General features: G+C 64.5%; 10 protein-coding genes. 7 read left to right on the forward strand and 3 right to left on the reverse strand.

Translation table 11 applies throughout. The annotated features are described in order from the left end of the window. The first annotated feature begins 42 nt into the window (after window positions 1-42). The 4 genes from EYB42_RS13330 (at window position 43) to EYB42_RS13345 (ending at window position 4,183) form a co-directional block, all read left to right on the forward strand. Window positions 43-1,275 (forward strand): ABC transporter substrate-binding protein, encoded by a 1,233-nt coding sequence (locus tag EYB42_RS13330; protein WP_135450614.1) that lies wholly within the window; start codon window positions 43-45, stop codon window positions 1,273-1,275. An 87-nt stretch (window positions 1,276-1,362) separates the two neighbouring features. Continuing rightward, a complete protein-coding gene (locus EYB42_RS13335) occupies window positions 1,363-2,271 on the forward strand; it encodes a carbohydrate ABC transporter permease (protein WP_135450615.1) in 909 nt (302 codons plus the stop codon). Next, window positions 2,268-3,098 (forward strand): carbohydrate ABC transporter permease, encoded by an 831-nt coding sequence (locus tag EYB42_RS13340; RefSeq protein WP_135450616.1) that lies wholly within the window; start codon window positions 2,268-2,270, stop codon window positions 3,096-3,098. The genes EYB42_RS13335 and EYB42_RS13340 overlap by 4 nt, the downstream gene beginning before the upstream one ends. A 26-nt stretch (window positions 3,099-3,124) precedes the next feature. After that, entirely contained in the window at window positions 3,125-4,183 is a 1,059-nt protein-coding gene (locus tag EYB42_RS13345) for an ABC transporter ATP-binding protein (RefSeq protein WP_135450617.1), read from the forward strand. A 72-nt stretch (window positions 4,184-4,255) separates the two neighbouring features. Here EYB42_RS13345 and EYB42_RS13350 read toward each other — a convergent pair whose 3' ends face one another. Further along, complete coding sequence (locus tag EYB42_RS13350) at window positions 4,256-4,711, reverse strand: hypothetical protein (RefSeq protein WP_135450618.1); 456 nt, start codon at window positions 4,709-4,711, stop codon at window positions 4,256-4,258. A 289-nt stretch (window positions 4,712-5,000) separates the two neighbouring features. Here EYB42_RS13350 and clpB point away from each other — a divergent pair, with 289 nt between their 5' ends. Then, window positions 5,001-7,616, forward strand: coding sequence for an ATP-dependent chaperone ClpB (clpB, locus tag EYB42_RS13355; RefSeq protein WP_135450619.1), 2,616 nt, complete (start codon window positions 5,001-5,003; stop codon window positions 7,614-7,616). Window positions 7,617-7,881: 265 nt separating this feature from the next. Here the strand turns inward: clpB and EYB42_RS13360 are convergent, their stop codons facing one another. Beyond that, the gene (locus EYB42_RS13360; protein ID WP_135450620.1) at window positions 7,882-8,445 is read right to left on the reverse strand and encodes a DUF4202 domain-containing protein; all 564 of its coding nucleotides are present in this window, start codon (window positions 8,443-8,445) and stop codon (window positions 7,882-7,884) included. Window positions 8,446-8,567: 122 nt separating this feature from the next. Then, window positions 8,568-9,053 carry a fasciclin domain-containing protein gene (locus tag EYB42_RS13365; RefSeq protein ID WP_135450621.1) on the reverse strand — a complete coding sequence of 162 codons (486 nt, stop codon included), beginning with the start codon at window positions 9,051-9,053 and terminating at the stop codon, window positions 8,568-8,570. A 287-nt stretch (window positions 9,054-9,340) separates the two neighbouring features. On the opposite strand from EYB42_RS13365, the gene msrP reads away from it, so the two are divergent. Further along, the gene (gene msrP, locus EYB42_RS13370; protein WP_135450622.1) at window positions 9,341-10,246 is read left to right on the forward strand and encodes a protein-methionine-sulfoxide reductase catalytic subunit MsrP; all 906 of its coding nucleotides are present in this window, start codon (window positions 9,341-9,343) and stop codon (window positions 10,244-10,246) included. Further along, on the forward strand, window positions 10,246-10,854 hold the full coding sequence (gene msrQ, locus EYB42_RS13375) for a protein-methionine-sulfoxide reductase heme-binding subunit MsrQ (RefSeq protein ID WP_135450623.1): 609 nt from the start codon (window positions 10,246-10,248) through the stop codon (window positions 10,852-10,854). The genes msrP and msrQ overlap by 1 nt, the downstream gene beginning before the upstream one ends. Window positions 10,855-11,109 lie beyond the last annotated feature (255 nt).

The following is an 11,109-nucleotide window of genomic DNA, read 5'->3' on the forward strand; positions in this document are numbered from 1 at the left end:
AAGAGAAGCGACCACCGTAAACCCAGCAGGAGAGACCTCCCAATGACCCATCCGTTCCGGACGTCCACGGCGACCCTGGCGCTCAGTCTTGGCATCCTCGGCTTCGTGCCGGCGGCCCTGGCTGAAACCGTCGTCGATTTCACCGTCGCCGAATACAGCTCGAAGACCGGCCCCTATTTCCAGGAAGTGGCCAACGCCTTCCAGGCCGAGAACCCCGACATCAGGATCAACATCGAGGTCGTGCCGTGGGATACCCTGCTGCAGCGCCTGACCACCGACGTGGCCGGCGGCAGCGCGCCCGACATCTCGATCATCGGGACAAGGTGGCTGCTTGACTTCGCCTCGCAGGGTGTGGCCGAGCCGATCGACGGCTATCTGACGCCGGAGTTCAAGGATACGTTCATCGACACCTTCATGGCGCCCGGCGTGATCGACGGGAAGACCATGGGCCTGCCGGTGGCGGCCTCGGCCCGGGCCATGATGATCAACATGGATCTGTACGATCAGGCTGGTGCCACCCCGCCCACGACCTGGGATGAGCTCTACGAGGCCTCCAAGAAGATCGCGGCGCTGCCGGAAACCTTTGCTTTCGGCCTGCAGGGCAAGGAAATCGAGACCGACGCCTACTTCTACTATGCGCTCTGGACGCACGGCGGCGACATCCTGAAGCCCGACGGAACCAGCGGGCTCGACAGCCCCGAGGCGCTTGAGGCGGCGACGCTTTACAAGAAGATGATCGATGAAGGCCTGACCCAGCCCTCGCCTACCAACTATACCCGCGAGGACGTGTTCAACCTGTTCAAGCAGGGCAAGGTCGGCACGATCTTCACCTTCCCGATGCTGATCCCGCAGATCAAGGCCGAGGCGCCGAACCTCAAGTATCGCATCATGCCCTTCCCGGAAGGCAAGGCCAAGGCGACCTATGGCGTGACCGACACGCTGATGATGTTTGCGGATTCCGATGCGAAGGAGGCCGCCTGGAAGTTCATCGAGTTCGCCTACAAGGATGAATGGCGCGAAAAGTTCGACATGGGCGAGGGCTTCCTGCCCGTGACGAAGAACGTGGCGGCGCTGCCCCACTTCACCGAAGATCCGGATGTGGCCGGCTTTGCCGCAGGCCTGCCCTATGCCAAGTTCGCGCCGACCATCGCCAACTGGGAAGAGATCGCCGACGTGACCGTGCGCACGCTGCAGCGGATCTATCTGGGCCAGGTGTCCCCGGAAGAAGGGCTGAAGGCGGCTGCGGCCGAGATCAACAAGATCCGCGGTCTCTGAGCCCGAAAACGGCAAGAGCGGCCTTGTGCCGCTCTTGCCATGTCTCAGTCGAATGGGTGCCCTGACTGTTGCGGGGCGTGAGGAACGATGGCGAACCGCATCCAGAAAGCCGTGCCACTGATGATGATCCTGCCGGGTCTGCTGCTGGCGATCACCATCATCGGCTATCCGATCATCGACCTGGCCTGGACCTCGATGCAGGACGTCAGCCGTTTCGGCAAGCTGACAGGCTTCAACGGCGGTGCCAATTATGCAGAGGTCTTTGCCGACCCGCTGTTCTGGGGGTCGCTCTGGCGCACCGGGATCTGGACGGTCGCGGTCGTGGGCGGAACACTCGTGATCTCGATGCCGGTGGCAATGATCCTGAACGACGATTTCTACGGACGGGGTCTGGCTCGCGTCATCATCATGCTGCCCTGGGCGATTTCGCTGACGATGACGGCGGTGGTCTGGCGCTGGGCGCTGAACGGGCGCGCGGGCCTGCTGAACGCGACGCTGATGAATGCGGGCATCATCGATCAGCCGATCGAATGGCTGGCGACCGCCAATACCGCCTTTGTGGTGGAAATCCTGGTGGGAATCCTTGTCTCGATCCCCTTCACGACGACCATCCTTCTGGGAGGGCTGTCCTCGATGCCGCAGGACGCCTACGAGGCCGCAGTGGTGGATGGCGCGTCGGGCTGGGACCAGTTCCGCCACATCACGTTGCCCCTGATGAAGCCTTTCATCAACATCGCGATCGTGCTGAACGTGATCTACGTCTTCAACTCGCTGCCGATCATCTGGGTCATGACCGAAGGCGGACCGGCCAATGGCACCGACATCCTGGTGACTTACCTTTACAAGCTGGCCTTCCGCTTCGGGCAGCTGGGCAAGGCGGCGGCGATCTCGCTGGTGATGTTCCTGGTCCTGCTTGCCTTCACCATGTTGTATGTCGCCCTGGTCAGCCGGAACGACCGCGATGATGCCGCCCCGGAAGAGGAGGTCGACGCATGACCAGCAAGCTGACCCGCAGCCTGATCTACTGGGCAATCCTGTCGCCGCTGGTCGTGGTGATCCTGTTTCCGTTCGGCGTCATGTTCGTCACCGCCGTGCGCCCCCGCGAAGAGCTGTTTGTCTATCCCCCGACCTGGGGCTTCACCGAATTCCGCTGGGAGAACTTCTCGGAAATGTGGGTCAAGACCAACTTCGGTGGGGCGCTCCTGAACAGCCTTTATGTCAGCATCGCGGCAACGGCGGTCGCGCTTTTGCTGTCGATTCCGGCGGCCTATGCCATGTCGCGCTACCGCTTTGCCGGCAAGGGGGCCTATCGCACCTTCCTGCTGATGACGCAGATGATGTCGCCCATCGTGCTTGTGCTGGGCCTGTTCCGGCTGATGATGGCGTTGGGGCTGGTGAACGACCTGAACTCGCTGGTGCTGACCTATGCGGCGTTCAACATGGCTTTCACCATCTGGATGCTGCAAAGCTACTTCAATTCGATCCCGCGCGACCTCGAGGAAGCAGCCTGGATGGATGGGGCCAGTCATCTGACCAGCCTGGTACGCATCTTCCTGCCGCTGGCCGTGCCGGCGGTGGTCGTGACGGCGATCTTCACCTTCATCAACAGCTGGAACGAATTCGTGCTGGCGCTGACGATGATGCGCTCGTCCGAGGACTTTACCCTGCCGGTGCAGATCTATGCGCAGGTCGCCGGGCGGTACCAGGTCGAATGGCACCATGTCATGGCCGCGACCGTTCTGGCCACCGTTCCGGTTGCCATCGTGTTCTCATGGCTGCAGCGCTACCTCATCCGGGGCATGGCGCTGGGTGCCGTCAAATGACCAGACTGCTTCACAAGGGTTGAAAGATGTCCTCTGTCACCATCCGCGGGGTCACGAAGAGGTACGGCGCGCTGCCCGTGCTGCACGGGATCGACCTCGAGATCCGCGATCGGGAATTCGTCGTGCTGGTCGGTCCCTCGGGCTGCGGGAAATCCACGCTGCTGCGCATGATCGCCGGGCTGGAGACGATCTCGTCGGGCGATATCCTGATCGGTGACCGTGTGGTCAACGACGTGCCGGCCAAGGCCCGCGACATCGCGATGGTGTTCCAGAACTATGCGCTTTATCCGCACATGTCGGTCTACGAGAACATGAGCTTCAGCCTTCGCCTGAAGCGGACGGCAAAGGACGTGATCGACCGCAAGGTGCGCGAGGCGGCCGATATCCTGAACCTGTCCAAGTTCCTCGACCGTTCGCCCCGGCAGCTTTCGGGCGGTCAGCGCCAGCGCGTGGCAATGGGCCGGGCACTGGTGCGTGACGCGCAGGTGTTCCTGTTCGACGAGCCGCTGTCGAACCTGGACGCCAAGCTGCGCGTGGTCATGCGCACCGAGATCAAGGCGTTGCACCAGCGGCTGCAAACGACCTCGGTCTATGTGACGCACGATCAGATCGAGGCGATGACGATGGCCGACCGGATCGTGGTAATGAACGCGGGCCGGATCGAACAGATCGGGACACCGCTGGAACTGTATGATACCCCGGCCAACCTGTTCGTGGCCGATTTCATCGGTTCGCCTTCGATGAACTTCCTGCTGGGCACGCTGGAGCAGGGCGCTGTCACGCTTGCAGACGGCAGTCGTCTGCCGGTAGCTGCGGCCCCTCAGGTCGCGGCCGGCCGCAAGGTGGTCTTCGGCATCCGGCCCGAACATCTGGCCCTGTCGGACGATGACAATGGGCTGGCGGCCGAGGTCGAGGTGGTGGAACCGACGGGCGCGAACATCCAGGTCTATGCCAAGGTCGCAGGGATGCCGCTTTGCGCGGTATTCAATGAACGGCATGACTTCCGCCCCGGTCAGGTCATCCGACTGACCTGGTCACCCAGGCAGGCACATCTGTTCGACGAGGCATCTGGACAACGGATGTGATCCTGCCCCGAGCCGCCCGGGACCGCAGATCGGACCGGGCCGTTTGGCGACTGCGAAAACCCGGAAGGTTGCTTACCCCAGGCCGTTTCCTTGCGATGGACCGGCCCCCCGGGAAGCCTTGAAGATCGGGGGCGGGATATCATCTGCGTCTTCGGGCAGGAAGGGTCGCAGAACCGGATGAAGATGGCGCGGGTCCCCCCAGACCGAGACATAGACCTCGGGTGGGTAGCCGTTCGCCAGATGCTCGGGCACCAGGTCGATGATCCGCACCCGCAGGTCATCGCCATGGGCAATCGAAGGGGTCACGATCTCTTCCGCGACAGGGCCGAGATGGCCCAGGCAGACCGGGCGCTGACGCGGAATCACGCCAAGTAGTGGCTGGCGAACCCGGGCGAAGACGCCGATCCGGCCGTCTGCCAGCCGGTCCAGCCAGGCAGGATCGCCGATCGACAGGCCCGTGCGGGCGACATGGACTGTCAGGCCCTCGACCGGGGCCTTGTGGATCAGGGGAAGTTTCGCGTCAGTCATGGGCCATGCCTTCCTTGGGCGAGGTCCAGAAGGCGGGGTTGTCCTGCGGGATGCAAGGCGCGATCCGACAGGGTGCCGGGCATGCGCGGGGACCGGCGCAGCAGGGCTTTCGGGGTCGGCGGAGAAAGGCCGAACCTGCCGACGGGGCGGGAAGCTGCCGATGGCGGTTTTTCTGCCGACGGGGATTGCAAAGCCCGTGGACCGCGCCCACCTGTGGCCCAAGGCCCTTTGCGATGCGCTGGAGATCCGGGCACCGCCGTCAGGGCGCTTCATGAGAGGAGAATTGCCGATGAATTTGGAGAAATTCACGGAGCGGTCGCGCGGTTTCCTTCAGGCCGCCCAGACCATCGCGATGCGGGAAAGCCACCAGCGTGTGCTGCCCGATCACCTGCTGAAGGCCCTGATGGACGATGACCAGGGGCTGGCCGCCAACCTGATCCGCCGCGCCGGGGGCAGCCCCGAGCGGGTGAACGAGGCGATCAATGCCGCAATCGCCAAGCTACCCAAGGTTTCGGGTGGCGACGGGCAGACCTATATCGACCCGAGCCTCGTGCGCGTGCTGGACGAGGCCGAGCAGGTCGCCAAGAAGGCGGGTGACAGTTTCGTTCCGGTGGAACGCCTGTTGACGGCGCTGGCGCTGGTGAACACGCGCGCGAAGGACGCGCTGACCGCGGGGGCGGTGACGGCCCAGGGGCTGAACGCCGCGATCAACGACATCCGCAAGGGCCGCACGGCGGACAGCGCCTCGTCGGAAGACACGATGGAGGCCCTGAAGAAATATGCCCGCGACCTGACGGAACAGGCGCGGGACGGCAAGATCGACCCGATCATCGGCCGCGACGAGGAGATCCGCCGCGCGATGCAGGTGCTGTCGCGGCGCACCAAGAACAACCCGGTGCTCATCGGCGAGCCCGGCGTCGGCAAGACCGCGATCGCGGAAGGTCTTGCGCTTCGTATTGTCAATGGCGACGTGCCGGAAAGCCTGAAGAACAAGCGGCTGATGGCGCTGGACATGGGCGCTCTGATCGCCGGGGCCAAGTACCGCGGCGAATTCGAGGAGCGGCTGAAGGCCATCCTGAAGGAGATCGAGGCTGCCGCCGGCGAGATCATCCTGTTCATCGACGAGATGCATACCCTGGTCGGTGCGGGCAAGTCCGAAGGCGCGATGGATGCGGCGAACCTTATCAAGCCGGCGCTGGCGCGGGGGGAACTGCACTGCATCGGCGCAACGACGCTAGACGAATACCGCAAGCATGTGGAGAAGGATGCAGCCCTTGCCCGCCGCTTCCAGCCGGTCTTCGTCGAGGAGCCAACGGTCGAGGACACGATCAGCATCCTGCGCGGCATCAAGGAGAAATACGAGCTGCACCACGGGGTTAAGATCAGCGACTCGGCCCTGGTTGCCGCGGCGACGCTGAGCCACCGCTACATCACCGACCGCTTCCTGCCCGACAAGGCCATCGACCTGGTGGACGAGGCCGCCAGCCGCTTGCGGATGGAGGTGGATTCCAAGCCCGAGGAGCTGGACGCGCTGGACCGGCAGATCCTGCAGTTGCAGATCGAGGCCGAGGCCCTGAAGAAGGAGGACGATGCGGCATCGAAGGACCGGCTGGAGAAGCTGGAGAAGGAGCTGGCCGAGCTGCAGCAGCAGTCGGCCGAGCTGACCGCCAAGTGGCAGGCCGAGCGCGACACCCTGGAAGCCGCGCGCAGCCTGAAGGAACAGCTGGACCAAGCGCGCGCGGAACTGGAGCAGGCCAAGCGCGAGGGCAACTTCGCCAGGGCTGGCGAGCTGCAGTACGGCCGCATCCCCGAGCTGGAGAAGAAGCTGGCCGAGGCCGAGGGCCGCGAAGGCGAGATGCTGGTGTCGGAAACCGTTCGGCCCGAGCAGATCGCCGAAGTCGTGGAACGCTGGACGGGCATTCCGACCTCGAAGATGCTGGAGGGCGAGAAGGAAAAGCTTCTCCGCATGGAAGAGGAGCTGGGCAAGCGCGTGGTCGGCCAGAAAGCAGCGGTCGAGGCCGTCAGCCGTGCCGTTCGCCGGGCGCGGGCGGGGTTGTCGGACGAGAACCGCCCGCTGGGCAGCTTCCTGTTCCTTGGCCCGACCGGCGTCGGCAAGACGGAGCTGACCAAGGCGCTGGCCGAATATCTCTTCGACGACGACAATGCGATGGTGCGCATCGACATGTCGGAGTTCATGGAGAAGCACTCGGTCGCCCGGCTGATCGGCGCTCCGCCCGGCTATGTCGGCTATGACGAGGGCGGCGTGCTGACCGAAGCGGTGCGGCGCCGGCCCTATCAGGTGGTGCTGTTCGACGAGGTGGAAAAGGCGCATCCGGACGTGTTCAACGTGCTGTTGCAGGTTCTGGACGACGGGCGGCTGACCGATGGCCAGGGCCGGGTCGTGGACTTCAAGCAGACGCTGATCATCCTGACCTCGAACCTCGGTGCGCGGGCGCTGTCGGAACTGCCGGAAGGCGCCGATTCCAGCGCGGCCAAGGCCGAGGTAATGGAGGCAGTCCGGGCGCATTTCCGCCCCGAGTTCCTGAACCGTCTGGACGAGCAGATCATCTTCGACCGGCTGAACCGGGCGGACATGGCCGGCATCGTCGAGATCCAGCTGAAGCGGCTGGAACAGCGTCTTGCCGCGCGCAAGATCACGCTGGACCTGGATGCCGATGCCAAGGCCTGGCTGGCGGACGAGGGCTACGATCCGGTCTTCGGCGCGCGGCCCCTGAAGCGGGTGATCCAGCGCCAGCTGCAGGACCCGCTGGCCGAGATGCTGCTGGCCGGCGAGGTCATGGACGGCTCGACGATCCGCGTGACCGCAGGGCCCGAGGGTCTGATCATCGGCGAGCGCGTGGTGGCCAGCCGCCGCGAGCGGCCCAGCGTGGCCGTGGTCCACTAGGGAGCTTCGGAAACGTCGAACGAGAAGGGCCGGTGCGGGAGCACCGGCCCTTTTCCATTGGTTTGCCCCAGCCCGGAAATCAGGGGAAGCATACGCCGGTAATAGGGGGTCGGTCCCGGGGTCCGGGCCCGGGACAGAAATCGAGCACCCTCGCGGGCGCAGGCCCGCAATCCCGCCCTTGGCCGTTCCGGCCAACCGGCTCGGGCAATGGGGGGCACAGCTCCAACCCCCGAAAGCATTTGCCAAGGCGCAAGTGCTGGGGCGGTCACACCCGGAAGGCGGCCGCAAGCTGCTCTGGCAGGGCGAATTCGGCCAGAGCGCGGGCACGGGCATCGGCCGACATCTTGCGAGCCGTCTGGGTGACGATCCGGGCCACTTCCGCCGGGTCGCGGCTGGCGGCGAAGGGCTGGAAATACCAGCGCAGGAAGGTGAAGCAGATCACGTCCTCAAGCGCCTGCACCTCGGGGTCGCGTTTCAGGCCTTCCTTGCGCAACAGGACGCCGACACGAGCGCATTCGTCCTGGCCATACCCGGCCTTGGCCATGAGATCGGAGACCCGGTCGGCATGGCGGCGGGCCTGTTCCCGTCGCCAGGCAAGATAGCCCTCTTTCCCGTCGGGATAGTTCCCGCGGGGCAGCAGCCAGCGTTCAATGTGCTGGCCACGGGCGGCGATTTGCAGGATTTCGGAGGCGTCGGGAAAGAGGCGCGCGAGTTCCCGGCTCATCCGCTGACCGTAAAGCAGTGCGGCAGGCAGGCCTTCCTCGGCCGTAGGGTCGGCGCTGTTTGCCGCGTCGATCAGGGCAAGGGCGCGGGTCAGGCGGTCGGTCATCGGTGGATCCTCCGGGACTTTTCCTTGCAAGCGATACCCGAAGGCGCCGGCCCTGGAAATGAAAACCGCACCCCGAAGGGTGCGGTGTCCGTTCCCGGGGGGCAAGCCCCATGTCTGCCAAATCAGCCTTCGGGCGGCAGGATGACCGAGTCGATGACGTGGATCACGCCGTTCGAGGCCTCGACATCCGGGCCGGAAATCACGGCGCCGTTCACCTTCGGCCCGCCCTCGAGGGTAATGGTCACGTTCGCGCCCTGGACGGTCGCGGCGGTCATGCCTTCGGTCAGGTCGGTCGACATGACCTTGCCCGGGACGACGTGGTAGGTGAGGATCGAAACCAGCTTGTCCTTGTTCTCGGGCTTCAAGAGGTCTTCCACCGTGCCGGCGGGCAGCGCGGCGAAGGCGGCGTCGGTCGGCGCGAAGACGGTGAACGGGCCTTCACCCTTCAGCGTCTCGACCAGGCCGGCAGCGGTCAGCGCGGCGGCGAGGGTGTTGAACGAGCCCGCCGCGACGGCGGTGTCGACGATGTCCTTCGAATGTCCGTCCGCAAAGGCGGGCATGGTCAGGGCGGTGGCGGCGGTCAGCGCAAGAAAGGTTCTGCGGATCATGTGGTGTCACTCCCGTTATGATCGGTATGCCGTCATTGGCAGAACGGTATATGATCGGGATGCCATGCCGGATCACCCATACGAATCCGTGAGTTACACTTGCCCGCTGAAAACGGCGCGCTAAGCCGGCGACCTTTTGCCGGGCAAGTCAAAACCATGTGAACAAAGGTCATCCGAAGTGAGGCGCAAAGCCGTGGATGTTTCAGCGCTGTCCCGCGCTTGTGACGTGGATTGCTTTGCCTTTTGCCGCTTTCGACGCAAGTCTGGCGAAAGCGAAGGAGGCTGGAATGCGCCGTCTGACCTGGTCTGATGTCACGCCGAAGCAGCTGTGGCTGAACCGCCGCCAGATCATTGCCGGTGGGGGGGCTGCGCTGATGGCGGGCCCGGCGCTGGCGCGGATCAAGGCAGCACCCAGCCGGTATTCGACGGACGCCACGCCGAATACCTTCGAGGAGATCACCAGCTACAACAACTTTTACGAATTCGGCACCGGGAAGGACGACCCGAAGCGTTACGCCGGGGCGCTGACCACGGACCCGTGGTCGGTGGTGATCGACGGGCTGGTGGAACGCCCCGGCACCTATGATCTGGCGGATGTGGTGAAGGGCCAGCCGCTGGAGGAACAAATCTACCGTTTCCGCTGCGTCGAGGCCTGGTCGATGGTGATTCCGTGGATCGGCTTCGAGCTGGCGGGCCTTCTGAACCGGGTCGGCGTCCAGTCCGGGGCGAAGTTCGTGGCTTTCGAAGCGCTGGTCCGGCCCGAAGAGATGCCGGGCCAGTCCTCGCGCTTCATCAACTGGCCTTACCGCGAGGGGCTGCGGCTGGACGAGGCGATGCATCCCCTGACGATTCTGGCCACCGGTCTTTACGGCGAGGAGATGCCGAAGCAGAACGGCGCACCGATCCGGCTGGTGGTCCCGTGGAAATACGGCTTCAAGTCGATCAAGTCGATCGTGCGGATCAGCCTGACCGACCGGATGCCGCCCACGACGTGGAACATGTTGCAGCCGCAGGAATACGGCTTCTATGCAAACGTGAACCCGAAGGTTGATCACCCACGCTGGAGCCAGGCCAGCGAACGGAGGGTAGGCGCGGGCCTTTTCGCCGGACGGCAGGACACGCTGATGTTCAACGGCTACGAGGCCGAGGTGGCCGGGCTTTACGCCGGGCAGGATCTGGCGGTGGATTACTGATGCAGCGTGCGAATGCCCTGGTGCGGCGGGTGCCGACCTGGGCCGTCTATGGGCTTGGCTGCCTGCCGCTGGCGTATCTTGTCTGGGCCGCGGTCAGAGGGGGCCTTGGGGTCGATCCGGTCAAGGCGATCGAGCATCGTCTGGGCGAACTGGGCCTGCAATTCCTTCTGGCCTCGCTGGCGGTCACGCCCCTGCGTCGGGTCGGGCTGAACCTGATCCGCTTCCGTCGGGCGCTGGGTCTTCTGGCCTTCGTGCATGTATCACTGCATCTGGCGGCCTGGGTCTGGCTGGACATGGGCCTGCGCTGGCCCGAGATGGCGGCAGACCTGGTGAAGCGGCCCTATGTGATTCTGGGCATGGTCGGGTTCCTTGCCATGCTGCCGTTGGCTGCGACCTCGACCGATTCCGCGATTCGGCGGCTTGGACCGGTTGTCTGGGGGCGTCTGCACCGCCTCAGCTATGTGGCGATTCTGGCTGGCGTGCTGCATCTGGTCCTGCTGTCGAAGGTCTGGACGGCCGAAGTGATCGCCTATGCGGGCCTTGCGCTGCTGCTTTTGGCGCTGCGGCTGGTGCCGCGCAGCCCGCGACGGGCGGCAGCCTCGGTCTGACTGCGGTTTTCTGCGACGCGCTGGCAAGATTATTGCCGAACAGCGGGGTTTCTTGTGGTCAATCTTGCGCCAACCCCAAGATTTCGTGATGGTTTCAGTCCTGCGCAAAAATTTTGCGACAATCGCATTTTTCCCTCTTGCGGCTGGTGTGTGGTCTCCGTAAATACCGGCTCACCGAAGCGGCAGCGTGACGGTGACGGGCGGAAGCGGCGGATGAAGCTGTGGAAGTCTGGAAAATCTGAAGACAAGGCGCGA

Origin of the sequence: Tabrizicola caldifontis, from assembly GCF_004762095.1 — a bacterium.
Taxonomy (GTDB): domain Bacteria; phylum Pseudomonadota; class Alphaproteobacteria; order Rhodobacterales; family Rhodobacteraceae; genus Tabrizicola; species Tabrizicola caldifontis.

Excerpts from the sequence above, each read along its gene's own strand:
- EYB42_RS13330 (WP_135450614.1), top strand. The coding sequence starts at position 43 with ATGACCCATCCGTTCCGGACGTCCACGGCGACCCTGGCGCTCAGTCTT.
- EYB42_RS13335 (WP_135450615.1), top strand. The coding sequence starts at position 1,363 with ATGGCGAACCGCATCCAGAAAGCCGTGCCACTGATGATGATCCTGCCG.
- EYB42_RS13340 (WP_135450616.1), top strand. The coding sequence starts at position 2,268 with ATGACCAGCAAGCTGACCCGCAGCCTGATCTACTGGGCAATCCTGTCG.
- EYB42_RS13345 (WP_135450617.1), top strand. The coding sequence starts at position 3,125 with ATGTCCTCTGTCACCATCCGCGGGGTCACGAAGAGGTACGGCGCGCTG.
- EYB42_RS13350 (WP_135450618.1), bottom strand. The coding sequence starts at position 4,711 with ATGACTGACGCGAAACTTCCCCTGATCCACAAGGCCCCGGTCGAGGGC.
- clpB (WP_135450619.1), top strand. The coding sequence starts at position 5,001 with ATGAATTTGGAGAAATTCACGGAGCGGTCGCGCGGTTTCCTTCAGGCC.
- EYB42_RS13360 (WP_135450620.1), bottom strand. The coding sequence starts at position 8,445 with ATGACCGACCGCCTGACCCGCGCCCTTGCCCTGATCGACGCGGCAAAC.
- EYB42_RS13365 (WP_135450621.1), bottom strand. The coding sequence starts at position 9,053 with ATGATCCGCAGAACCTTTCTTGCGCTGACCGCCGCCACCGCCCTGACC.
- msrP (WP_135450622.1), top strand. The coding sequence starts at position 9,341 with ATGCGCCGTCTGACCTGGTCTGATGTCACGCCGAAGCAGCTGTGGCTG.
- msrQ (WP_135450623.1), top strand. The coding sequence starts at position 10,246 with ATGCAGCGTGCGAATGCCCTGGTGCGGCGGGTGCCGACCTGGGCCGTC.